At 40.2% G+C, this 22,846-nt stretch carries 21 protein-coding genes and 1 other RNA gene; 10 read left to right on the forward strand and 12 right to left on the reverse strand.

Annotation, left to right across the window (positions count from 1 at the left end; all coding sequences use genetic code 11):
- Positions 1–230 precede the first annotated feature (230 nt).
- Positions 231–938, reverse strand: a complete 708-nt coding sequence (locus tag B2O97_RS03785; RefSeq protein WP_070565802.1) for a DUF6266 family protein — start codon at positions 936–938, stop codon at positions 231–233.
- A gap of 279 nt (positions 939–1,217) precedes the next feature.
- Between B2O97_RS03785 and B2O97_RS03790 the strand changes: the two genes are divergently transcribed.
- Positions 1,218–2,273, forward strand: a complete 1,056-nt coding sequence (locus tag B2O97_RS03790) for a fatty acid desaturase (protein ID WP_083295925.1) — start codon at positions 1,218–1,220, stop codon at positions 2,271–2,273.
- Here B2O97_RS03790 and B2O97_RS03795 read toward each other — a convergent pair.
- Entirely contained in the window at positions 2,270–2,758 is a 489-nt protein-coding gene (locus B2O97_RS03795) for a helix-turn-helix domain-containing protein (protein WP_070565806.1), read from the reverse strand. The two genes, B2O97_RS03790 and B2O97_RS03795, sit on opposite strands and share 4 nt — an antisense overlap.
- Before the next feature lie 439 nt (positions 2,759–3,197).
- Positions 3,198–3,380 (reverse strand): hypothetical protein, encoded by a 183-nt coding sequence (locus B2O97_RS03800; RefSeq protein ID WP_070565808.1) that lies wholly within the window; start codon positions 3,378–3,380, stop codon positions 3,198–3,200.
- Between the two features lie 263 nt (positions 3,381–3,643).
- On the opposite strand from B2O97_RS03800, the gene B2O97_RS03805 reads away from it, so the two are divergent.
- Together B2O97_RS03805 and B2O97_RS03810 are read left to right on the forward strand one after the other, a co-directional pair.
- The gene (locus B2O97_RS03805) at positions 3,644–4,531 is read left to right on the forward strand and encodes a sugar phosphate isomerase/epimerase family protein (RefSeq protein WP_070565810.1); all 888 of its coding nucleotides are present in this window, start codon (positions 3,644–3,646) and stop codon (positions 4,529–4,531) included.
- A gap of 117 nt (positions 4,532–4,648) precedes the next feature.
- A complete protein-coding gene (locus B2O97_RS03810) occupies positions 4,649–5,467 on the forward strand; it encodes a universal stress protein (protein WP_070565812.1) in 819 nt (272 codons plus the stop codon).
- A 60-nt stretch (positions 5,468–5,527) separates the two neighbouring features.
- On the opposite strand, the gene B2O97_RS03815 is transcribed toward B2O97_RS03810, so the two are convergent.
- Both B2O97_RS03815 and B2O97_RS03820 read right to left on the reverse strand, forming a co-directional pair.
- Positions 5,528–5,971: a hypothetical protein gene (locus B2O97_RS03815; RefSeq protein ID WP_070565814.1), complete on the reverse strand. Its 444-nt coding sequence runs from the start codon at positions 5,969–5,971 to the stop codon at positions 5,528–5,530.
- Positions 5,972–6,055: 84 nt separating this feature from the next.
- Positions 6,056–6,559: a GNAT family N-acetyltransferase gene (locus tag B2O97_RS03820; RefSeq protein WP_070565816.1), complete on the reverse strand. Its 504-nt coding sequence runs from the start codon at positions 6,557–6,559 to the stop codon at positions 6,056–6,058.
- A gap of 565 nt (positions 6,560–7,124) precedes the next feature.
- Here B2O97_RS03820 and B2O97_RS03825 point away from each other — a divergent pair.
- On the forward strand, positions 7,125–8,318 hold the full coding sequence (locus B2O97_RS03825) for a DUF5009 domain-containing protein (RefSeq protein ID WP_070565818.1): 1,194 nt from the start codon (positions 7,125–7,127) through the stop codon (positions 8,316–8,318).
- 86 nt (positions 8,319–8,404) lie between these two features.
- Complete coding sequence (locus tag B2O97_RS03830) at positions 8,405–9,436, forward strand: glycoside hydrolase family 18 protein (RefSeq protein WP_070565820.1); 1,032 nt, start codon at positions 8,405–8,407, stop codon at positions 9,434–9,436.
- 35 nt (positions 9,437–9,471) lie between these two features.
- On the opposite strand, the gene ssrA is transcribed toward B2O97_RS03830, so the two are convergent.
- The 3 genes from ssrA to B2O97_RS03845 all read right to left on the reverse strand — a co-directional run bounded on the left by ssrA (position 9,472) and on the right by B2O97_RS03845 (position 13,571).
- Positions 9,472–9,839: a transfer-messenger RNA gene (gene ssrA, locus B2O97_RS03835) on the reverse strand.
- Between the two features lie 324 nt (positions 9,840–10,163).
- Positions 10,164–12,194, reverse strand: a complete 2,031-nt coding sequence (locus B2O97_RS03840; protein WP_046672395.1) for a M3 family metallopeptidase — start codon at positions 12,192–12,194, stop codon at positions 10,164–10,166.
- Between the two features lie 171 nt (positions 12,195–12,365).
- A complete protein-coding gene (locus tag B2O97_RS03845; RefSeq protein ID WP_236560274.1) occupies positions 12,366–13,571 on the reverse strand; it encodes a pyridoxal phosphate-dependent aminotransferase in 1,206 nt (401 codons plus the stop codon).
- 267 nt (positions 13,572–13,838) lie between these two features.
- On the opposite strand from B2O97_RS03845, the gene B2O97_RS03850 reads away from it, so the two are divergent.
- From B2O97_RS03850 to B2O97_RS03865, 4 genes are all read left to right on the forward strand, one after another.
- The gene (locus B2O97_RS03850; RefSeq protein WP_201638662.1) at positions 13,839–14,828 is read left to right on the forward strand and encodes a cation diffusion facilitator family transporter; all 990 of its coding nucleotides are present in this window, start codon (positions 13,839–13,841) and stop codon (positions 14,826–14,828) included.
- A 146-nt stretch (positions 14,829–14,974) separates the two neighbouring features.
- Entirely contained in the window at positions 14,975–16,765 is a 1,791-nt protein-coding gene (lepA, locus tag B2O97_RS03855; protein ID WP_046672392.1) for a translation elongation factor 4, read from the forward strand.
- Positions 16,766–16,829: 64 nt separating this feature from the next.
- Positions 16,830–17,717: a bifunctional 5,10-methylenetetrahydrofolate dehydrogenase/5,10-methenyltetrahydrofolate cyclohydrolase gene (locus B2O97_RS03860; protein WP_046672391.1), complete on the forward strand. Its 888-nt coding sequence runs from the start codon at positions 16,830–16,832 to the stop codon at positions 17,715–17,717.
- Between the two features lie 86 nt (positions 17,718–17,803).
- The gene (locus tag B2O97_RS03865) at positions 17,804–18,346 is read left to right on the forward strand and encodes a hypothetical protein (protein WP_070566155.1); all 543 of its coding nucleotides are present in this window, start codon (positions 17,804–17,806) and stop codon (positions 18,344–18,346) included.
- A 95-nt stretch (positions 18,347–18,441) separates the two neighbouring features.
- Here the strand turns inward: B2O97_RS03865 and B2O97_RS03870 are convergent, their stop codons facing one another.
- The gene (locus B2O97_RS03870; RefSeq protein WP_286766966.1) at positions 18,442–19,311 is read right to left on the reverse strand and encodes a serine hydrolase; all 870 of its coding nucleotides are present in this window, start codon (positions 19,309–19,311) and stop codon (positions 18,442–18,444) included.
- A gap of 156 nt (positions 19,312–19,467) precedes the next feature.
- On the opposite strand from B2O97_RS03870, the gene B2O97_RS03875 reads away from it, so the two are divergent.
- Positions 19,468–20,010: a DUF1543 domain-containing protein gene (locus tag B2O97_RS03875; RefSeq protein ID WP_046672388.1), complete on the forward strand. Its 543-nt coding sequence runs from the start codon at positions 19,468–19,470 to the stop codon at positions 20,008–20,010.
- A 75-nt stretch (positions 20,011–20,085) separates the two neighbouring features.
- Here the strand turns inward: B2O97_RS03875 and B2O97_RS03880 are convergent, their stop codons facing one another.
- The 3 genes from B2O97_RS03880 to B2O97_RS03890 all read right to left on the reverse strand — a co-directional run bounded on the left by B2O97_RS03880 (position 20,086) and on the right by B2O97_RS03890 (position 22,762).
- Positions 20,086–21,561 carry an amino acid permease gene (locus tag B2O97_RS03880; protein WP_046672387.1) on the reverse strand — a complete coding sequence of 492 codons (1,476 nt, stop codon included), beginning with the start codon at positions 21,559–21,561 and terminating at the stop codon, positions 20,086–20,088.
- A gap of 132 nt (positions 21,562–21,693) precedes the next feature.
- Positions 21,694–22,341 (reverse strand): NAD(P)-dependent oxidoreductase, encoded by a 648-nt coding sequence (locus B2O97_RS03885; RefSeq protein ID WP_070566149.1) that lies wholly within the window; start codon positions 22,339–22,341, stop codon positions 21,694–21,696.
- A gap of 7 nt (positions 22,342–22,348) precedes the next feature.
- On the reverse strand, positions 22,349–22,762 hold the full coding sequence (locus B2O97_RS03890; protein WP_070566147.1) for an Rrf2 family transcriptional regulator: 414 nt from the start codon (positions 22,760–22,762) through the stop codon (positions 22,349–22,351).
- Between the last annotated feature and the right edge of the window lie 84 nt (positions 22,763–22,846).

Below are 22,846 nucleotides of genomic sequence, written 5' to 3' on the forward strand. Positions count from 1 at the left end.
AGAGAAAGTAGTAGGACTTGCACATGGATATGTGTTGAGGATTGCTGAGGGGGTAACCAAATGCCTACTAGATATAAAGACGATTGGCTTCATGGCCGAAATTGATGTGGCTGTTGAAACCATCGATTGTAAATCATATCGCTTATACGAAGTAAGCATATTAACATGAATTCGGTGTTAAAATGTTGTTATCTTATTGTGATTAAGTGTGTTGTGTGTTTGTTTTTGAATTATTTTATTTCTCCTGTTGATGAATTTAATTCCCGGAAGGAACTTAATCCTCTTTCTAGGTTTATATTTCCGAGATAGCTGCTATTCATGCTCCGATTAGTTCCGTCAGCTGCAACAAAACCTAGATATAGATGATATGTATCACTTTGGGTTAGTTTCGGTATTTGAATAGATTCTCGCAAATCCATAATGTAATTTTGAAGTAAAACACCTTGTGAAGCGTTTATTGGATTTTCAGGAATGAGGAGTACCAAGGTTCGGAAATCTGTCAGATCCTCGTACAAGAGTTTTTCGGTGTTTTTTAGTTCCCAAGTGATATGGATAGTTTCGTTCAACAATTGAAATGTTGCCCCTGTAATCTCTTCGTCCAAACCTCGGCTTATGGCAATCTTTTCATAATCGATATGAAAACCTTCATCGTCTTGTTGCATGACATGGTGAAGGTTATAGGACATCGCCGCATTAAATGCTGTCATATTTTTGGCGTAGAGGGAAAAACCGAGCCGTATGACTCTCGTGTAAGGACTTAAGAATTGTTGCATAAGTCCAAATTTGTTTCGGTTGTTCACTTCCTTTTCAGAAAGTGCTCTTTTTTTATTCACCCTCGGAAGAGACCTGACATAATTGATCTCTTTCCATTTACAAAAAACAACTGCCCCCACTTTGCCCGAGGGAGGACCATTTACACCCTGTGTTACATTTGCCATAGTATTAAATTAAATGTGTAGGGGTACTAACACACAACGAATAGATAAGTTTAGTTTAATCTATTAAATAATTGTAAATAAGGTGTTACGTAATAGGGAGTTAATAGGTAGTTAAGACGGCTTCATCCGAATGAGGTCCCTATAAGGTCCCTATAAAGTCCCTACCAAATCCCTTTAAGTGCATTATTTTTTTTGGGTGAAATCGCTTATTGATGAGGTGTTGGTAAATTGGTGTTTGCGAAAAAAAAACTTATTTTTACCAATTAAATCACATCGAATTTGACACATCAGGAAAAGTCGAGCCAGATTAGGAGGGAAATAAATCTTTCCTACCAGCAGCTTAAAGGAATGTATCCCATCTTAAAAAGTCAGAACAGTATCGGAATGGCTCTATTCGCACTGGCGATCCTGGCAATTGTCGTTGTATCGATAGCTTGGTTTCGCGCTGTTGTTCCAACTTGGCTTATGATTGTCAGTAATGCGTTTTTTATGGGCGTGTTGCATGAAATAGAACATGATCTGATTCATTGGCTTTATTTTAAAAGACAAAAGGCAATTCATCATTTTATGCTTTTTAGTGTATGGATATTACGTCCATTGACGGTAAATCCTTGGATACGCAGGACCTTGCATCATCATCATCATAAGTTTTCGGGTACATTACATGATGTTGAGGAACGCAGTGTTACGAATGGCGAGCAGTGGTCGATCAAACGTCTGTTAACAACTCCCGATGTTGTGTTGGGTGGGCTCTTTCGACTGCATCGCATGTTTAACGATATGGACAGCGAGGTGAAAAATGGAAATCTAAAGTTGGAGACTTCTTCAAAACTAAAACGGATTATGTTTTTGAGCATTGTTCCAGTGACGATTTTTGCACATGTGATTTTATATTTCTTTTTTGCAGACCTGTTATTTGGTTGGTTAAGTGAGGTTTTTGAGTTAGATTTGAGTTTTCCACACTATGTTAATAACATGTTGATAAGTCTGCATGGGATCATTTATGTTATTCTATTGCCAAACTTATTACGTCAGTTTTGTTTGCATTTTATTACATCAAACATGCATTATTTTGGTGATGTTGAAGCTGGAAATGTTATTGAGCAGACACAAGTATTGACAGTTTGGTGGACTTTTCCGATGCAATTGTTTTGTTTCTTTTTCGGTTGGACACATAGCATCCATCATTTTGTCGTCAATGAGACATTTTACGTACGTCATATTGGGCGCAAGAAGGCACAAGAAATTTTGCGCAAGTATGGGGTTCGTTTTAATGATTTGGGAACGTTTAGAAGGGCAAACCGTTTTCGTGAACTTTCCAACAAAGAAGTTTAGTCCTTTTTATTTACCTTTTTTTTACGATAGGTTTTATAGTTACCATGCTGCTGATAGACGAGGGCTCCCTCTTCACAATAGTTGGTTAGATAAACAGAGAATTTGTTGCTTTGGCTCTTGTCAATACCCAATTGGACCAACACTTCCGAAACACGTCGTGCTGCGTGGAAAAAATCCGAATGATAGACGAGATCATCCAGTTTTTTGCTTAGCGTGATTCTTTCCTGCGCATCAGGAGGTAGGGAATAGGGCGAATTAAAAACAATATCATGCTGAAAAAATACCGTCGGTTGGATTTCCAGGCTGCGGCATAAAGTTAAAAAGTTTGTGAGCGTTAAGTCTTTTCCCTTTTCTATACCATTGAGTGTTCCTGTTGAAATGCCTGTTAGATGGGATAGATCCCGTAGTGAATAATAAAGATCATTTCGTTTCGCGCGAAAGCGTAAACCAATTGTTTCCAGTAATGCTTTGTCTTCATCCGTCATACAACGAATTGAATGACAATTTGCGCAAAATATAGTTCATTATTTTGTTTAAAAATTTGTATTTATTATTTTTTCTTTTATATTTGTTATAACAGATGATTTAATCGGTACTGAGATTTGCTTAGTAAATAGACCCTACGTCACCGTCCTGTGTAAACCAATATAAAAAGTTATTATCTAGTAGCACACAGGCGAATGAAAAACGAAATTATTTAAGCAGATATTGTCAATTTACCTGGCTTCGGTTTCCAAGAATCCGTCAAGTTCCACCGGAGCCGTGGTAAATTGTCGAGTACGTCGGCACAATGACCGAAATTTTGGTCAGATTCTACCAGATTGTGTATGACGACAAAAGTCGACTTGCCCGGCTTCGGTTTCCAAGAATCCGTCAAGTTCCGCCGGAGCTGTGGTGAGTTGCATGGTTGCGGCTATTCGCCTGTTATTGTCCACTCATAAAATAATAAATCAGATAAAACACAATCAACACACATACTGCAATAATAAGTGTACGTTTGAGATTTCGACCGGCAGGTTCATCATCTTTTTCCTCAACGGCAACATCAGGTAGTTTCTCTTCCTGTTTTTGATCGCTATGTTCGGGGGTTTCATATTTATTTTCCATCACTCAACTTGTTTGTTATTGTAAATAGAACAGTTGCAAATTGTAAATCGTTGAGTTGGGTATATTTTTATTCCTATAAAAAAGCATGTTATGGAGCGCTGAGCACGCGACGTGAATAAATAAAACGGTAAAGCATTGTGTTTTTTCGAGTATTTGCATACATTGCGGCTATAATTAACGCGACAAACCTAAACAACCTGTAAACCTGCGTTTACAAATAATTTTGCGTTAAACGAAGTCTGTAATAAATAATTGAGCACTAAATGAAAAGAAGAACTCTTATCGGAACATTGGTAGCTGGATGTATGATGTTGGCTGTTAGTCCAACATTTGCACAACAGAAAGCTGCAAAAAAGGAAATTGGTCTACAGTTATATTCTGTACGTGAAGAAATCGGTAAAAACGCCAATTTCGACCAGATTCTGCAAAAGATCTCAGCATTGGGTTATACAGGAGTGGAAGCTGCTGGATACAAAGATGGTAAATTATATAACTTGAGCCCACAAGAGTTTAAGGCAAAAGTTGAAAAAGCTGGAATGAAGGTGATTTCATCACATGCAACGAAAACGCTATCAGAGAAAGAGTTAAGCTCTGGAGATTTTACAGAATCCCTAAAATGGTGGGACGAATGTATTGCTACGCACAAAGCAGCGGGAATGAAATACATCGTCACGCCTTGGATGGATGTACCTAAAACACTTAAGGATCTGGAAACGCAATGTCGCTACCTGGATGCTGTGGGTGCGAAATGCCGTCAGCAAGGAATCATTTACGGATACCACAACCACTCGCATGAGTTTAGAAAAGTGGAAGATAAAGTGATGTACGATTATATGTTAGAGCATACAAATCCTGAACATGTATTCTTCGAGATGGACGTCTATTGGGCGGTCATGGGGCAAGTTAGTCCGGTTGATTACTTCAATAAATATGCGGGCAGATTCAAGGCTTTGCACATTAAGGACCACCGCGAAATTGGCCAAAGTGGTATGGTCGGTTTCGATGCAATTTTTAACAATTCAAAAGTTGCTGGCCTGCAATATATTTTTGTTGAGCTGGAAGAAACACGTAACGATATTTATACCGGTTTACAACAAAGTATCGATTATCTGAAAAAAGCATCTTTTGTAAAGGCTAGCTACTTAAAATAGCCAAAAATCGGGAGAAAATTGACCCAGTTGAGACAATTCTCCGTTTGATAGATTTATTATTTTTCGTTAACTTGAATGTAATAAAAAGGGATTTTTTATTGAATTAAATTAGACCATATGAAACGGATTATTGTTGCCACAGACTATGCTGAAGAGGCCGAACATGCCTTAAAGTTTATTATGGAAGTTTTTGCAGGAAAAGAATACGAGCTCGTTTTATTTTCTCTTCAAAATCCTTCCATTCATGCAATGAACGCACGACTTTCTCCCGATTCTATGTTCAAGATTTTTGAACATCAAAGTAAGGTTTTACGACGTAAAGCCGAGGCGATTACGGCCGAAAGTGGTGTTTTGACTATTCCTTATCTTGCGGCAGGTTTGTTTTATGACCAGATGACAAAATGCATCCAGGAGACGAATGCGGATTTGTTGGTGATGGGAATGGCCAAACGTTCCTTTGATCAGGACATGCTGGGGAATACCACCACGGCAGCAATCAGTAAGTTAAAAATACCTATCCTTTCCGTTCCGCTGGGCGCAAAATTTACGGGTCTGGAGCATATTCTTTTTGCCTGTGATATTGTTCGTGGTGTACAAAAGGAAATTCTTGAAAAAGTCAAGGATTTTGCCGCTGAATTTGGTGCGGTACTGGAGGTTCTCAATATTCGAAAAACTGTTGAGCAGCTGAATGAGGAAAAAGGAAAAGAAACACGTGAAACCATCAACGATGTGATGGGAATCGTAAGTTATTACTACAAAAATGTAACCTCCAATGAGGTTGTAAAAGCGATCCGGGACGAAGTAAAAGAGAGCAGTACGGATCTGCTGGTCATGATCCCCTATAAGTACGGTTTTTGGAGCTCATTGACCCACCGGAGTAAAACACGGATGATGGCATCGGGTCTGGATGTTCCTTTACTGACCATCTCGATCTAATTTTTTTTATTATAAAAGCCCAGGTGAACTGAGATCAGCTGGGCTTTATCTTGATTGTACTTATTGAAATAGGGGGAGTATCCTATCCCAAATTTGCTGGTAGGCTTTATTGTCCCGGACGATCCCCTTATCTTCATCATAATAATTAGGTGCATCAAAGCTCCCGCCTTTACGCCTCTCTATTGAAAATATATTTAAAACTATTTTTGCTCTTTTAGCTTGTAAAGGGCTGATCAGGAAGTTGAAAATTAATTTTTCTCCTTCTTTATTGCTTAGGAGATTATTGTTTTCGAGATACGTACTAGTTTGAATAAATCCCGAAGGCCGATCGAGCTGTGCAATAAAATAACCGCTATCCTGAAGCACTTGAATTATCTTGCTGTATGCTGAATCACTTGTGATCGGGATAGTTTTGGTGCGCTCTGGATTTTGTGCCAACAGGGGGCTGGAAAAGAAGAATACATAAGCAATCAGCATCAAGGAGAATTGGATAAAATGTTTCATATTGCCGAATTAAAGATCTTATCTAATGAATACTGTAATTTAACAATTTTATTTTTGATGACGGGTAATTAGATTGTCACGCTGTTATTTAATTCGTATACCTAATATTTTTAGACTACGTTCTTCCTGATCCAAGGTTGCTATATTGGGTAAGTTGGCCCATTCCTTGAAACCCATCTTTTCAAATAATGCGATACTAGGCAAGTTGTGTGCAAAGATAAATCCCAATAAGGTATGTACGCCTAAACCTGGGGCTTTATCAATGCAGTACTGGAGAATCTGTTTACCCAGGCCCCGGCCGCGTTGCTGTTCGTCCAAATAGATACTAATTTCTACTGTTGCATCATAAGCTGGACGACCATAGAAAGATTGAAAACTTACCCAGCCAAGTACCTGGCTATTTACATCTTCTATCATCCACAGGGGTCTTTTCGAAGCGTTGTGTTCGTCAAACCATTTTTGTCTACTGGCGACAGATACGGGACTAGTGTCTGCTGTGACCATGCGAGAGGCTATGGTAGAATTGTATATTTCTACGATGCGTGGTAAATCTTGTTGCGTGGCGTCACGAAATTTTAATTGATTCATGGTTTGTACTGTTTATTTGTTGTTTGGACGACGCTGATATTCTGTCCGAAGATAGCTTGTGTTGCGAAGAACAAGCAGATAAAAAGAATTAATTTCATGTAGATCGGCTGTATCGTAAATTTGTTTTTGTCAAACTTAGATAAATTGCTTTTTATATGCAATACAATACAGATCATAAAAGTAACAATTCGAGCATGTATGACATTTCTTTTTGTGCGTTGACTGGCTTGTAAGTTGTCGTTTATAAGGATCACTGCAGTAAAGCACACGATTTCTGTGTTTTATGAGTAAAATTTACACTAATTTGAACAAATATTTCACTATATAGTGTTATTTTTTTCTCATCTTAGATTATTCAAAGATATCTCATTAGCGTTACTGATGATAAATCTTAGCGAAATAGCCTGTCTTTTCGTTTCGTTATACAGGAATTTTTCTATGCGGGAATTTTTCACCAGGTTCCGGTCGCCATAAAATCACTAAAAAATTATCAAAGAAGGATCCAGGAAAGAGATGGGCTAAGCAGCTACGCTGATAGCTACTTTTTGAACACAACGAATCAATTATGAACGAATTGCAAGCTGTACCTACAATCCGAATCCGTTCAATGGATGTTATGCGTGGTCTTACGCTATTCCTGATGTTATTTGTTAATGACCTGTTTATTCCAGCTGTGCCTAAATGGTTGGTTCATACAGAAGCAGATGAGGACGGAATGGGGTTGGCGGACTGGGTTTTCCCGGGATTTCTTTTTATGGTTGGAGTGGCTGTTCCTTATGCTGTGGCAGCCCGGGAAAAGTTAGGATCGTCGACAACGGTTATTTTTGTTCATATGCTGATCAGAACATTAAGTTTATTGCTTATTGGGGTATTGATATTGAATGGTTCGCGAGTTGATCCACAGCTGACGGGAATGTCGCATTTGTTGTGGTTGGGACTGCTGTATGTATTCGTTTTTCTGATTTGGAATCATTATCCGAAAGATTCTACCTATCCGCTCTTTTTTAAGGGGATGCGTCTTGTTGGTGTAGTGGGTATTATTTATCTCGTATACATGTTTAAAGCCTCTGATGGAAAGGGGCTGGAAGTAGGATGGTGGGGGATTTTAGGGCTGATTGGATGGGGATATTTTGCCGCGGCTTCTATTTTCTTGTTGAGTCGGGGTAGGATAATCGTTGTTGTATGTGGCTGGCTGATATTTTTTCTGCTCAATATTTTGGCTCACACCGAATTAAAAATTGAACTTTCTGGCATTGGACGGTATCTGCATGTCCTATTATCCGGTAATATACCCTGTATTGTGTTAGCCGGAACACTTGTGGGAATGCTTATGAAACGATATGCGGCAACGCCGCGCATCTTGTTGCGTATCTTGTTTCTCCTTGCCACGATCTGGCTGGCTATGGGTTTTGTTTTGCGTTTTTGGTTTATTTTATCCAAAATCCATGGTACGCCGAGTTGGGCATTGGTTTGTTGCGGGATTAGCGTATTGCTTTTGATACCGCTTTATTATTTCATAGACGTGAAAGGCTACCAGCGGGGTATGCGGGTTTTTGAGGAGGCTGGAAAGAACTCATTAACGACCTATCTTGCTCCCGATCTAATCTACTTTATCTGCTGGGGTTTTCATCTTCCCCTGTTCTTCTATAAACAATCGGAGTATATGGGCTTAGCTATTGCCGGTTCATTGCTTTGGGCTTTTGCGATGTTGTGGTATGCGATCTTGCTGAAGAAGCTACCTATTTATCTGAAACTGTAGGTCGCCCATAAGCATCGAATGCGCATACTTTAACGATCATATTTTAGGACAATCAATATCATCTTGAAACAAAATAAAAAGCTATTATGGAATCTAAATTGAAATCAATACTTAGCCAGACCTTCACTGTTCTGTTATTGACTTTATTATTGTACCCTAGTGTAAGTCGTGCACGAGCAAAAAACAAAAAAGTTGTTATCGCCTATGTCACCTCCTGGTCTAAAGTGATGCCTGATCCGACCTATCTGACGCATATCAATTATGCCTTTGCACATGTCAGCGATAGCTTTGATGGCCTGCGTATAGATAATGAATCTAGATTGAAAGCTATTACGGATCTTAAGAAAGCACATCCACATCTAAAGGTATTGTTGTCCGTTGGCGGCTGGGGAAGCGGCCGGTTTAGCGAAATGGCCGCTGATGAAATGAATCGGCAGAAGTTTGCCAAAGACTGCTTGCGTGTGGTGCGGGAGTTTAATCTTGATGGTATTGACATCGACTGGGAATATCCAACGAATTCTTCTGCCGGGATTTCGTCTTCTTTAGCCGATACGGAAAATTTCACCTTGCTCATGCACGATATTCGCAAGGCTATCGGTAAGAAGAGACTGTTGACTTTAGCTTCTGTGGCGAGCGGTAAGTATATTGCTTTTGACAAGATTGAGAAGGATGTGGATTTTGTGAATATCATGACTTATGATTCGGGACACCCGCCGTACCATCATGCGAGTTTGCATCGTTCCGCTATGTCGGGTGGTACAACCTGTGTGGAGGCTGTAAAGGCGCATGTCGAAGGCGGTATGCCTGTAGAAAAATTGGTGCTGGGAATTCCATTCTATGGCCGGGGCAATAAAACTGATGTCAAAGGTTTTATCGATTATAAAGATCTGCTTGCGTTGCAGGACTTTGAACAGAAATGGGACGATGAAGCGAAAGCACATTATCTTGTCAACGATAAAGGGGAGTTTGTGTTGACCTATGAAACGCCAGAGTCGATTGCATTTAAATGCGATTACGTACATAGGACGGGGCTGCTCGGTGCGATGTATTGGGAATACGCGGGAGATACAGCAGGTGGTGTCTTACGGGATGCGGTCAACAAAGGTATTCTGCAATAAACAACAAAGCCGAACTTAAAGTTCGGCTTTGTTGTTTGTGGAGCTGGAGAGATTCGAACTCTCGTCCAGTCATGGTACTGTATACGCTTTCTACATGTTTAGCTTCTCTTTAATTGTCGGGCGAGGGAAGGTGAGTCGCCTACCTATACCGTACGCCGTAGTTGCTGTTTCTCACAAGTGCTTAGCAACATCACACTTGCCAGTTCTATTGTTCGATGCCCCGAATGTTAAACCAAAGAACAGGATCTAACGGGACAAATAGCTATGTTAAGTCTAACTTAAGCAGCTAAGGCGTAGTTTTCTTCGCCAGTTATAATTCTGAAAGTTCAGATTAAAGTGCTCTACTAACAACGCACTACATGCTTACATAACCGTCTCCATCCTGTCAATTCCGGTCAACCCCAATTATGTCCTACAAAGGTACTATTTTTTTGCTAAATGGGCAAGATATACGCGATTCTTGTTTAATGCCCTGGTTTTGAATGGAAAACAAATGACGCTTTATAAAATTACTTAGGATCAGGTATGGCCAGAATAAAACCTATGGAATTCGTGAAATATTAATGTTGCTTGCAATTATACAGTGCGAAATAAAAGTTATTTGATCGGCTGAATGCTCGGTATTTTCACAGGGACTTTTATAGGCAAGGAAGTTCTTGGTATACCTATGTTTCCAATAAAAAAGCTGGATTTTACATCCAGCTTTTTTATAATTTAATCAATCCAGTTATTTGATCAATCCAGCTCTTTTCAATAGGGGTTCTACCGAAGGTTCCTGTCCGCGGAAGCGTTTGTATAGCACCATTGGATGTTCGGTTCCACCTTTTGAAAGAATATTATCCTTGAATTTAGTCGCGATTTCCTTATTGAAAATACCGTTTTGTTTAAAGTAGTCAAATGCATCGGCATCCAGGACTTCGGCCCATTTATAGCTGTAATAGCCTGAAGAATAACCGCCATTGAAAATATGGGAGAAGGCCGTACTCATGGCATTTTCCTTGACATCGGGATAGAGTTTTGTTGAGGCAAACTGTTCGTCTTCGAATGCTTTCAGATCCGAGATCGAAGTTGGATCCTGTCCATGCCAGCCCATATCCAATAGCCCAAAGCTCAATTGGCGCATAGTCGCCATCCCCTCAAGAAAGGACGCGCTTTCGCGGATCTTTTCGACAAGTTCCATCGGGATCACTTCGCCAGTTTCATAGTGTTTGGCAAATAGCTCAAGGGCTTCTTTTTCATAGCACCAGTTTTCCATCACCTGACTCGGTAACTCGACAAAATCCCAATACACAGATGTTCCGGATAGTGTAGGATAAGTGCTGTCAGCGAGCATACCATGTAGGGCGTGTCCGAATTCGTGAAATAATGTTGTCACTTCCTGAAAGGTCAACAGCGAAGGTTTTGACGCTGTAGGACGCGTAAAATTGCATACAATAGAGACATGAGGACGTTCTTGTTTACCATCTTGAATGTACTGTGGTTTGAAAGAGGTCATCCATGCCCCATTTCTCTTGCCCTTACGCGGGAAGAAATCGGCATAGAAGATAGCCACTAATTCACCATTGTCTTTACTGACTTCAAATGTTTGTACTTCTTCGTGGTAGGTATCTATTGTATCGACTTCTTTGAAGTTGATGCCAAACAAACGATGCGCTACTTCAAAAGCGCCTTGTAAGACATTTTCGAGTTTGAAATAAGGTTTGAGCTTTTCATCGTCCAGATTAAAGCGTTCTTGTTTCAGCTTTTCGGCATAATAGGCGCCATCCCATTTTTCCAGTTGGTCTATGCCATGCAAGTTTTTTGCAAATTGGGATAATTCTGCAAATTCTTTTACTGCTGCTGGTTTCGCTTTTCCAAGTAGGTCGTTTAGAAATTCCTTGACTTTGCCTGGGTCTTGTGCCATACGTTCGGCAAGGACAAAGTCGGCATGGGTAGCGTAGCCTAATAATTTGGCCCGTTCGAAGCGAAGTTTTACAATTTTAAGGACATTGTCCACGTTGTTGTGCTCGTTATCTTGAAATCCTTTGCGGCCTGCCGCGAGGGTAATTTCTTTGCGAAGTTCCCGATTGTCGGCATACGTGACAAAAGGAAGGTAGCTTGGAAAATCCAGGGTAAAAAGCCAGCCTTCTTTTTCGTTGGCTTTAGCCAGAGCATGTGCAGCTTCTATGGCACCCTCTGGAAGTCCGGCAAGATCTTTTTCGTCTGTTACCAACAGCTGGTAGGCATTGGTTTCGGCGAGGACGTTCTCGCCGAATTTCAATTTTAAAAGCGATAGCTCGGCATCTATTTCGCGGAGTTTTCCTTTTTGTTCATCATTCAAAAGAGCTCCGTTGCGTACAAAATCCTTATAGGATTTTTCCAATAGGGTCGTTTGTTCTGCCGTCAATGTCAGTTGATCTTTCTGATCGTATACAGCCTTAACCCGTTTGAAAAGATCGAAATTTAAGGTGATATCATTTCCTAAAGCAGATAATTTTGGGGCTACATCCTGTGCGATTTTTTCAAGATCGGCGTTGGTTTCAGCGGAATGAAGGTTGAAAAAGATATTGGACAAGCGGTCTAGTGTTTGTCCTGAGTAAGACATCGCAGCGATCGTATTGTCGAACGTTGCCGTTTCGGGATTGTTGACGATTGCATCGACTTCATCTTTTGTCTGCTGAATAGCTTCATCAAATGCGGGAATATAATCTTCGTTTTTTATCTGTGAAAACGGAGCCGTGTCGTGCTGCGTTTTAAATTTCTCTGTTAAAATACTCATAGGAGTAAATGTAATAAATATTTATTTCAAGCGATAGCATCTACTTAAATTATGGAGCTGAGATGATATTTGACCGAATCGGCGTTTAAGCTGTGTCGAAAACGTATGGGGAATTGGCACTGCATAAAAAAAGAGCTCCTATGAGCTCTTTTTTTATATTGGGATAAGCGACTAGGCTAGTTTTCCTAATGCTTCCTTGATTCTTTTTAAAGCTTCGATCAAACTTTCATCTGAAGCTGCATAGGACAAACGGATGTAGTTGTCGTTACCGAATGAATCTCCACCTACAGTGGCTACGTGACCAACATTCAATAAGTACAATGCCAAATCAGATGAGTTTTTAATGACATTACCATCTTGGTCTTTTTTACCAAAGAACGAAGAGATTTCAGGGAAGAAATAGAATGCACCCTCTGGTAGATTTGTTCTTACACCTGGGATTTCACTCAATAGATCGTATACCAATTGGCGACGACGAGCGAAAGCTTCTTTCATTTTGTTGACAGATTCTAATCCTTGTTCATAAGCGACGATACCCGCACGTTGAGAAATTGAACAGGTACCTGAGGTTGTCTGTCCTTGTAATTTATCATTTGCGGCGGCAATGGTTTTGTTAGCAGCGATATAACCTAAACGCCATCCCGTCATTGCAAATGCTTTTGAAAAACCATTGATGATGATCACTCTATCTTTGATGCTTTCAAATTGTGCGATGGATTCGTGTTTGTCTACAAAGTTGATATGTTCGTAGATCTCATCGGATAGGATAAATACCTGCGGATGTTTTTCGAAAACTTCAGCTAATGCAGCCAATTCATCTTTGCTGTAAACTGTTCCAGTAGGGTTGTTTGGCGAAGAGAACATGAACAATTTGGTTTTTGGTGTAATTGCCGCTTCCAATTGTGCTGGTGTAATCTTAAAGTTATTGTCGATCTCTGTATTGATAAATACCGATTTTCCTTCTGCTAAAACGACCATTTCGGAGTATGATACCCAATAAGGTGTTGGGATAATTACCTCATCACCGGGGTTGATCAAAGTCAAAATTACATTAGACAGGGATTGTTTTGCACCTGTAGAAACAACAATTTGAGAGATATCATAATCTAAATTGTTTTCTGTCTTCAACTTGTTTACAATTGCCTGGCGCAATTCAGGGTATCCCGGTACCGGCGAATAACGCGTCCAGTTTTCATCTAGGGCTTTCTTCGCTGCATCCTTTACATGCTCAGGGGTGTTGAAATCAGGTTCACCTACGCTAAGGCTAATTACATTAACGCCTTTTGCTGCTAATTCGCGGCCCAACTTGGTCATTTTAAGTGTAGCCGATTCGGACAAATTATTTATCCTGTCTGATAAGTATGATGATGTGCTCATGGTAAGACAAAGATATTACATACGTTGCAAATAATCTTCTTTATTTTTGAGAATTTACAAAGAAAAGTAGCTCTTTTATTGGGCTTTTTTAACAAAAGGGCTATTGAAGCGATTTAGCACAGTTATTTAATTGATCCCCGACGTTGGATGTTCAAAACTAATCGTTCTGATTTGTCGTTATATCTTTACCTTTGCGCTCACAAAAATGTTGGCTAGTCCTCATTTCATCATTTGCTCATAAACGGTTTCATATAGAAGATAAGCATCATGTCAAGACAAAGAAGATTGGTTTTATTATCGCTTTTTACGGGAATAGGTCTGATGATTGTGAAGTTTTTTGCCTACTTCTTAACGGACTCCAGTGCAATCTTTACAGATGCGGCAGAGAGTATTGTTAATGTGATTGCTTCGGGTTTTGCATTTTATAGTATTTATCTTTCGGCACAGCCTAAGGATGAGAATCATCCTTACGGGCATGGTAAAGTGGAGTTCTTTTCGGTGTTTTTGGAAGGTGGACTTATTTTCATCGCTGGAGCCATTATCTTAGCCAAGGCTTGTTACAATCTTTTCTTTCCTGCAGCGTTAACACACCTCGAACAAGGGATTTATCTGATTGGTATTACATCTGTGCTAAATTTTGCTGTCGGATTCTATATTATGAAGCGCGGGCGTGTATTGGGCTCCATTACCTTGGTGGCAGATGGAAAACATCTGCAGGTCGATGCCTATAGTACGGTCGGATTGATACTGGGGTTATTGTTGATGAAACTGACAGGTTTCCTGTGGATCGATGTAGTCATCTCCATTGTATTGGGGCTTTTTATTCTCTTCAATGGTTATAAGCTACTTCGCCAATCGATCGGTGGATTGATGGATGAATCGGATACAGCACTCGTGCAGGATGTTGTTGAAATCTTGGAGCGCAATCGGAAAGATGAATGGATTGATGTCCATAATCTTCGTGTGCAGCGTTATGGGAACGAACTTCATGTAGATTGCCATCTCACACTTCCCCGTTACCTTGACCTTACCCAGGTGCACGATGAAATTTCTGCTGTGGATAAGATTGTCAATAAGGAGATGTTGGTACGAACCGAATTTTTTGTTCATGCGGATCCTTGTCTTCCACAGTGCTGCCAGTATTGTCAGGTCGACAATTGCCCAATTCGTACGGAGCAATTTCGGGTAAGAATTTCTTGGGATACGGAAAATGTTACGCGGAATCAAAAACATTTTTTATATGCTATTGCCGAATAGGGAATACTGTTTCTTTCTCCTAATTAACAGGCATACGGTATCGTCTGATTTCTTCATGTATAGTAAACTAAAAAAAAGCTAGGTTATATAAATATATATAAAAAAAGGTATCTTTGCCTTTTAGCAAAAGAGTTTAAAAATCCTATATGAAGCACATTCGTAATTTCTGTATTATTGCGCATATTGACCATGGCAAAAGTACTTTGGCAGACCGCCTTTTAGAGTATACCAATACCATCAGTCAGCGTGAGGCACAGGCACAATTACTTGATAATATGGATTTGGAACGTGAACGTGGTATTACGATCAAGAGTCACGCCATCCAAATGAATTATAAAAGAGATGGTCAGGAATATATCTTGAACCTGATCGATACCCCGGGACACGTGGATTTTTCTTATGAGGTGTCGCGTTCAATTGCTGCCTGCGAGGGCGCTTTATTGATCGTTGATGCATCTCAAGGTATTCAGGCCCAAACGATTTCAAATTTATATCTGGCGTTGGAACATGATTTGGAAATTATCCCGATCCTCAACAAAATGGATCTTCCAGGTGCTATGCCAGAAGAAGTCAAAGATCAGATTGTGGATTTGATCGGTGGTGACCGTGATGCGATTATTCCTGCATCCGGTAAAACAGGTCTTGGGGTTCCGGATATTTTGGAAGCTATTGTAGACCGTATTCCACATCCTGTGGGTGATCCTGACGGACCTTTGCAAGCCTTGATTTTTGACTCTGTTTTCAACTCATTCCGTGGTATCATGGCTTATTTTAAAGTTGAAAATGGTGAAATCCGTAAAGGCGACCGCGTGAAATTTGTTGCCACTGGGAAAGAATATTTTGCCGATGAAATTGGGACGCTGAAGTTGAATCAAGTACCCAAAGAAGTCATTAAGACCGGTGATGTTGGTTATATTATCTCTGGAATTAAGGAGGCACGTGAAGTGAAAGTGGGGGATACCATTACGCATAAAGATCGTCCTTGTTCTGAGGCTATCCAAGGGTTTGAAGAGGTGAAACCGATGGTCTTTGCGGGTATTTATCCTGTAGATACGGAAGATTACGAGGAGTTGCGTGAATCTATGCACCGTTTGCAGCTGAACGATGCTTCTTTGGTGTTTGAACCAGAGTCGTCAGCAGCCCTGGGGTTCGGCTTCCGTTGTGGGTTCTTGGGTATGCTTCACATGGAGATTATTCAGGAGCGCCTCGAGCGCGAGTTTGATATGACGGTTATCACCACAGTTCCCAACGTATCTTATAAGGCCTATATGACCAAAGATAAAGAGGAAGTGATCGTACATAATCCTTCAGATCTACCGGATCCAAGTAAATTGGATTCTATCGAAGAGCCCTATATCAAAGCTAATATTATTACGAAATCGGATTTCGTAGGACCAATTATGTCTCTTTGTATCCAGAAACGTGGTACGATCATGAATCAGCATTATTTGACGTCAGATCGTGTTGAATTGGTTTTTGAAATGCCAATGGGAGAAATTGTATTTGACTTTTATGATAAGTTGAAAACAATCTCTAAAGGTTATGCTTCATTTGATTACCACCAGATTGGTTATCGCAAGTCAGACTTGGTCAAATTGGATATCCGATTGAACGATGAACCTGTAGATGCCCTGTCGTCGTTAATTCACAGAAGTAACGCCTATGATTTTGGTAAAAAGATCTGTGAAAAACTAAAAGAACTGTTACCACGTCAACAATTTGAAATTCGTATTCAAGCGTCAATCGGCGCAAAGATCATCGCACGTGAGACGATCTCCGCTTTACGTAAAGATGTTACAGCAAAATGTTATGGTGGTGACATCTCCCGGAAGCGTAAGCTTTTGGAGAAACAGAAGAAAGGTAAGAAACGCATGCGTCAGGTTGGGAACGTAGAGATTCCGCAATCTGCATTTATGGCGGTATTGAAATTAGATTAATCAAAATAACACTATAATAAAGGAGCTCTTGGGCTCCTTTTAAATACAATAAAATCTCCTAAACATGAATCTATTAGATGGTAAACTAGTTTCCGAAAAAATTAAAGAGCAAATTGCGTTAGATGCGGCTGAATTTACGACACAGACTGGCCGTAAACCTCATCTGGTTGCTATCCTTGTGGGGAATGATGGTGGTAGCGAAACCTATGTGGCCAGCAAAATGCGCAACTGTCAACTGGTCGGTTTTGAATCAACAAACATTCGTTATGATGAAAACATTACCGAGGATGAATTGATCGCTAAGGTCAAAGAAATCAATCAGGATGAGTCTATTGACGGTTTGATTGTTCAGCTGCCTTTACCAAAACATATTGATCCGGATAAAGTTACCGAAGCAATTGATTACCGCAAAGATGTGGATGGTTTCCACCCAATCAACCTCGGGCGCATGCAACGTAATCTTCCTTGTTTTATTCCAGCAACACCATATGGTATTATGCTGATGTTGGAATATTATAAGATCGATACTGCAGGCAAGCACGCCGTTGTGGTTGGAAGAAGCAATATCGTAGGATCGCCAATGAGTATCTTACTAGCACGTAATTCCAATCCAGGTAATTGTACAGTGACATTAACACATAGTCGTACAAAAGATCTTAAAACGGAGGTTCTGAGAGGCGACATCGTTGTTGCAGCAATTGGTAAGAAAAATTTTGTTACGGCCGACATGGTTAAAGACGGTGCAGTAGTGATCGATGTGGGTATCAATAGAGAAACTTCTACAGCAACGAAATCTGGTTTTAAGTTATATGGGGATGTTGATTTTGAAAATGTTGCTCCTAAGGCCTCGTGGATTACACCTGTTCCAGGAGGCGTAGGTTTGATGACGATTGTTGGTTTATTGAAAAATACGCTCGAAGCTGCGAAAGGAACGATCTATCCAAAGCAATAATTTTGTCTATTTGGCATAGAAGTTGTAAATTGATGTAAGCGCGCTCTGATGAGCCGTTGAAAACTACACTCATAAATCAATTTATAATGAAAAAAATTGCACTTTTAGCAGTCGTAGCAGGAGCATTGGTGATGTCTTCTTGCAACAATTCGGAGAAAAAAGACACTACAGCGACAGATTCGGCACAAACAGTCGGTGAGCATGTAGATGCGGCGATCGCAGATTTAAAAAATGCGGAAGAAAATGCGCGTTTGAAAGCAGAACAAGCAAAAAAGGATCTGGATGAAGCTATCGCAAAAGGTGATAAAGCAGCTGAAGAAAAAGCTCGCGCTGCTTCTGAAGAAGCTAATACTGCCTGGGAAAAAACCAAGGCTGCGCTACGTAATGCCGGTGAGGATGTAAAAGAGGGATTGAAAGATGCAAAAGATGCGACAGTGGATGCAACGAACACGGCTGTTGATAAAACAAAGGATGCTGCAAAAGATGTCGCTGACGGTACGAAGAAAGTTGCAAATGATGTTGCGACTGGAACGAAAGAGGCCGCTAAAGATGTAAAAGATGCTTCCAAAAAAGTAGGTGACGATATTAGCCGGAAAGCAAAAAATGTAGGTGAAGCGTTAAAGAATTAGTCGACGTATTTCATTTTAAAGATAGGGAAGGTGGACACTTTTTTGAGTGCCCACCTTTTTTATATCATATCGTTATCATATTGACTTCAATATGCTTATTGGTAATAATCCCATAACAATTTGGAGAGCTTACGGGTAAGTACCTCTGCTTCATTTGTTTTACCCCAGCTTTTGTCCGTGTTGTTCTTGGTGAAAATACTGAAAACGTAATCTCCTTTCGGCGCATTGACCAAAATGACCTCATTGCGTACGTCATCTAAAGAGCCTGTTTTTGAAGCTGTTTTGATAGTGGAAGGGATTTGCGATAGCCCTCTCTCGTCATAGAACATGTTGCCCATAAAACGATACATCTGATCGGAAGATTTTGAGGACACAACTTTGCCTTGTCGGATTAGTGTGACCAAGTCGGCCATTTCTTTTGGTGTAGTCTGGCCCCAACCATATTTTTCCCAATCCGGTTTCCGCCCTTCTGTCTGCGAGTTGACACGTGTATGGGGCAGTTGAAGGCTACTCATTAATTGATTGATTGCGATACCTCCTCCTGCTAGCTTTTGATTCCAAATGCTGGTTACATTATCACTATACGATAGCATAAGTGCGACCAAGGTTTTCAGGTCAACTTGTGTACTATCCTTAAAGAACTGCATCAGTCCTGAGCCACCATAGCGTTGACTCGAACGGTAGAGTAGTTGCTGATCAAGTTGTAGTTCACCTTTTTCAATTTTATCAAAGATACCGACTAAAATGGGGATTTTGACAATGCTTGCTGTAGGGAAAATGCTGTCGCCCTGAATGTTGACTTCTTTATTTTTTTTAAGATGGTGTACATAAATGCCAACATCGCCTTGAAAACCCTGAATGAGCTGTTTTATCTGTGATTCGAGTTTTTTATCGGTAGTGGCTTTTTGTCCAAAGGACAGTAATGATAAGAATAGTAACGTAAATGATAGGAATATTTTGTGCATTGTGAAGTTATAATGTATGTTAAATGTGGTGGATAATAGTTATTTTTATTTTTTATAGGGCTTAAGTTATGAAATATCCATGATTCGTACGCATAAACATCGCTGAAAAATAAACTGGATATTCTAGTATGGACATTGAAAGACTGGTTTTTGACTATGAAGTTATTTATGATTTTGATCGGTTGTAAGCCGAAAAATAGACGGACAGAACAGCATGACATTTTCTTTGGCATTGGGAATGAGCTCAAGGATTTTGTTGATCCCATTAAAGATTTTTGGCCTGAGGCTGATGGTAAAATCCATATTGATGCCTACCGTATTGTCCATAAGATCGGGGAATATGAAATTAAGGTTACTGAAAGGGGGAATGGACAGGCTGTTGATTCGGAAGTGAAATTGTTTTTTGTTAATTTAGGGGGATACAAACCGAATGAATTTGATGAGTTCCATTACAAAGAGCTTATTGTTGCATCGAGTTTGGCCAAGGCTACTGAAAAGGCAAAACGGACTGTTTTTTGGAAGCACCACAGTTCGGCACACATCGATGATAAGTATGGTTTGGATGTTGATGATATTTATGAGATCGAAGATTTGCTATTACCTCGTGATAAAGAGCAGTATAGTATTCAAATTACCCCAAAGACCGGTTTGGAAGAAGATACCATTGCGAATGGCTATTTTAAACTGAGCGCGTTATAGAGGGAATGCGCTATTCGATTTCTTAAACATAAAAAAGGCTTCTCTATAAAGAAGCCTTTTTTATGTTTAACCAGCTTATTGTTGGTTCTGATGTTGTTTTCTAATGACACTATGTTTTTTGCCGTATACAAAATAAATCAATAAGCCTATACCAAGCCAGACGGCCAAACGCTCCCAGCTTTCTATTGGCAATGAAGCCATCATTAAAATACAGACCAAGATTCCCATGATCGGAACGAAAGGAACCAGTGGTGTTTTAAATGGGCGCTCCAAATTGGGGTCTGTTTTACGTAGTACTAAAATACCCACACATACGAGGGTGAAGGCAAATAAGGTACCGATACTTACCATATGGCCAAGGTCTGAAACTGGAACGAAACCTGCGAATATACTGACGAATACCATGAAAATAGCGTTTGTTTTCCAAGGAGTCTGTCTTTTGGATAAGTCTGAGAATATCTTTGGAAGCAAACCATCCTTACTCATCGAATAAAATACGCGGCTCTGACCAAGTAACATCACGAGAATAACTGAAGTGTATCCTGCAATAATCGTAATAATCAACGCTGTATTTAAGAAATGGTAGCCTGTTCTGGCAAAAGCTGTCGCAACTGGCTTAGCGTCCCCCTTAAACATCGTGTAATGTTCGATTCCGGTCATTACGTAGGAGAATAAAACATACAAAAGTGTACAGATTATTAATGAACCGATGATACCTATAGGCATACCTTTTTTTGGATTTTTTGCTTCTTGGGCAGCTGTACTCACCGCGTCAAAACCGATGAATGCAAAAAATACAACGCCTGCAGCACGCAATACACCGCTGATGCCAAAGTGGCCAAAGTCATCACTCTTTAGAAATGACCAGAAGCTTTGTTGCCCACTTTTTACAAGCTCTTCACCTGCATTTACAGGAATAAATGGATCGTGGTTTGCAGGATTGATAAAACTCCAACCCAAGGCGATAAAAATCAATACGACGCCGACTTTTAGAATTACCAAAATATTGTTTACACGGGATGACTCCTGTGTGCCACGCATCAGCAATAGCGATAGTAAACAAACAATAATGATAGCCGGTAAGTTGACCACTCCACCTTCCCAAGGGCCTTTGAGTAGGGTGTCGGGGAGCTGGATATGGAATATCATCAGGAGCTGGTTGAAATATTGGGACCAGCTGACGGCTACTGTAGCTCCTGCTAGTGCATATTCTAGGACGAGATCCCAGCCGATAATCCAGGCGACAAATTCACCCATTGTGGCATAGGAATACGTGTAAGCACTTCCTGCAACAGGAATCATAGAGGCAAATTCGGCATAACAAAGACCTGCGAACCCACAGCCTACTGCTGCGATAATGAAAGATAGGATAACAGCTGGCCCTGCATTTTCAGCAGCGGCAATTCCTGTTAGGGAGAAAAGTCCTGCCCCAATGATGGCCCCAACACCGAGGGCGATAAGGCCCGAGCTGGACAGTGTCCTCTTTAGCGTGTGTTCACCATTTTCATTTGCTTCAGCAATGAGTTGAGGAATCGATTTTTTAAATAGCATAGGATTAATTCTTTACGATTATTTAGCTTTTTAATTGTTTAATTAATGTCAAATATAAATGATCTCAATGAAAAAAGGGAAGATTGCTCCTCCCTTTTGTAATAAAATCTGAATCAAATGCTTGTTTGGGTACTAATATGCTGCTGTAAAGCGTTTATTGAGGAATTGTTTGTTCTCAATTTCGTCTGCTATTGCTACAGCAAGATCCTCTACTGATAACCTAGATCGACCTTCCTGGTCAAATACAGGAGCATCAAGGCCTGTACGGTATTTTCCTGTACGGGTTCCACCAGCATGGGAATTCATTTCTATAGCAGGACTAAACATGGTCCAGGTAAGTTGATCTTCTTTTTGGATGGTTTTCAGGTAATCTGCTGCAGCTAAAGCCCCAGGTTTAATTTCTTTTGGAAAATCCGGTGAATCGACCAGTCTATTTCCATCAATCAATAAACTTCCTGCACCACCAATAACAATGAAACGATTGATACCGGCATCCTTAACAGCCTGTTGGATTGCCAATGCACCTTTTGTAAAATCCTCATAAAGATTAGGGTTGGTCCATCCGGCATTGAAAGCCGAAACAACAACATCAACACCTTTTAGAGCAGAAACCAATTGATTATTATCATTGATATCTACTTGGAGTTTGGTTACTTTTTCAGTCGATGGAATATTTTCGGTGTGGCGGGCGATTGCAACGACGTCATAGTTGCGGTCTACCAATTCTTTTACGAGATGAGATCCTACGTATCCTGTGGATCCAATTACTGCTACTTTCATGTTTCCTTTAATTAAATGTTTTGCTAAAATCAGCTAGGGTTATCTTTTCCAAACGCTGTACAATATCAGTGTCGACTTCCTGATACAGATCCTGGAGTTTGGAGTTGATATTTTTGCCAACAACACAGGCCGGATTGGGATTGTTAAATTTCCCGCCGAAATCGCTTTGCTTGGAGCTAATATAAATATCAGCCAAGGTAATCGTTGGATTCTCGGGATTTATGCGAATACCGCCGCCCTTACCTTCTTTACTTGTCAATAAAGATGCTGTTTTTAGAGATGCAATTTCTTTGCGAACCACACTCGCATTGACCTGGATGCTTGACGCAATATATTCAGAAGAAAGCCATTGATTCGACTCTTCTAACTGTGCCAAAACCATAATGTGTAATGCTGTTGCGAACCTCAAGTTGTGTAACATCCTCTGCTGATTTTTCTAAATTATAACACAAAGTAACAGAAAAGGTTTTAAACTGAAATAAAAATTATTACAGTTTAAAACCTT

Source organism: Sphingobacterium sp. UBA865, assembly GCF_002295765.1.
Lineage (GTDB): Bacteria > Bacteroidota > Bacteroidia > Sphingobacteriales > Sphingobacteriaceae > Sphingobacterium > Sphingobacterium multivorum.

What these genes read in the sequence shown, in the direction of transcription:
- B2O97_RS03860 (WP_046672391.1), top strand. Translation starts at nt 16,830, where the DNA reads ATGAATCTATTAGATGGTAAACTAGTTTCCGAAAAAATTAAAGAGCAA.
- B2O97_RS03875 (WP_046672388.1), top strand. Translation starts at nt 19,468, where the DNA reads ATGAAGTTATTTATGATTTTGATCGGTTGTAAGCCGAAAAATAGACGG.
- B2O97_RS03850 (WP_201638662.1), top strand. Translation starts at nt 13,839, where the DNA reads ATGTCAAGACAAAGAAGATTGGTTTTATTATCGCTTTTTACGGGAATA.
- B2O97_RS03820 (WP_070565816.1), bottom strand. Translation starts at nt 6,559, where the DNA reads ATGAATCAATTAAAATTTCGTGACGCCACGCAACAAGATTTACCACGC.
- B2O97_RS03785 (WP_070565802.1), bottom strand. Translation starts at nt 938, where the DNA reads ATGGCAAATGTAACACAGGGTGTAAATGGTCCTCCCTCGGGCAAAGTG.
- B2O97_RS03805 (WP_070565810.1), top strand. Translation starts at nt 3,644, where the DNA reads ATGAAAAGAAGAACTCTTATCGGAACATTGGTAGCTGGATGTATGATG.
- B2O97_RS03865 (WP_070566155.1), top strand. Translation starts at nt 17,804, where the DNA reads ATGAAAAAAATTGCACTTTTAGCAGTCGTAGCAGGAGCATTGGTGATG.
- B2O97_RS03830 (WP_070565820.1), top strand. Translation starts at nt 8,405, where the DNA reads ATGGAATCTAAATTGAAATCAATACTTAGCCAGACCTTCACTGTTCTG.
- B2O97_RS03800 (WP_070565808.1), bottom strand. Translation starts at nt 3,380, where the DNA reads ATGGAAAATAAATATGAAACCCCCGAACATAGCGATCAAAAACAGGAA.
- B2O97_RS03880 (WP_046672387.1), bottom strand. Translation starts at nt 21,561, where the DNA reads ATGCTATTTAAAAAATCGATTCCTCAACTCATTGCTGAAGCAAATGAA.
- B2O97_RS03815 (WP_070565814.1), bottom strand. Translation starts at nt 5,971, where the DNA reads ATGAAACATTTTATCCAATTCTCCTTGATGCTGATTGCTTATGTATTC.
- B2O97_RS03845 (WP_236560274.1), bottom strand. Translation starts at nt 13,571, where the DNA reads ATGAGCACATCATCATACTTATCAGACAGGATAAATAATTTGTCCGAA.
- B2O97_RS03885 (WP_070566149.1), bottom strand. Translation starts at nt 22,341, where the DNA reads ATGAAAGTAGCAGTAATTGGATCCACAGGATACGTAGGATCTCATCTC.
- lepA (WP_046672392.1), top strand. Translation starts at nt 14,975, where the DNA reads ATGAAGCACATTCGTAATTTCTGTATTATTGCGCATATTGACCATGGC.
- B2O97_RS03870 (WP_286766966.1), bottom strand. Translation starts at nt 19,311, where the DNA reads ATGCACAAAATATTCCTATCATTTACGTTACTATTCTTATCATTACTG.
- B2O97_RS03810 (WP_070565812.1), top strand. Translation starts at nt 4,649, where the DNA reads ATGAAACGGATTATTGTTGCCACAGACTATGCTGAAGAGGCCGAACAT.
- B2O97_RS03840 (WP_046672395.1), bottom strand. Translation starts at nt 12,194, where the DNA reads ATGAGTATTTTAACAGAGAAATTTAAAACGCAGCACGACACGGCTCCG.
- B2O97_RS03795 (WP_070565806.1), bottom strand. Translation starts at nt 2,758, where the DNA reads ATGACGGATGAAGACAAAGCATTACTGGAAACAATTGGTTTACGCTTT.
- B2O97_RS03890 (WP_070566147.1), bottom strand. Translation starts at nt 22,762, where the DNA reads ATGTTACACAACTTGAGGTTCGCAACAGCATTACACATTATGGTTTTG.
- B2O97_RS03825 (WP_070565818.1), top strand. Translation starts at nt 7,125, where the DNA reads ATGAACGAATTGCAAGCTGTACCTACAATCCGAATCCGTTCAATGGAT.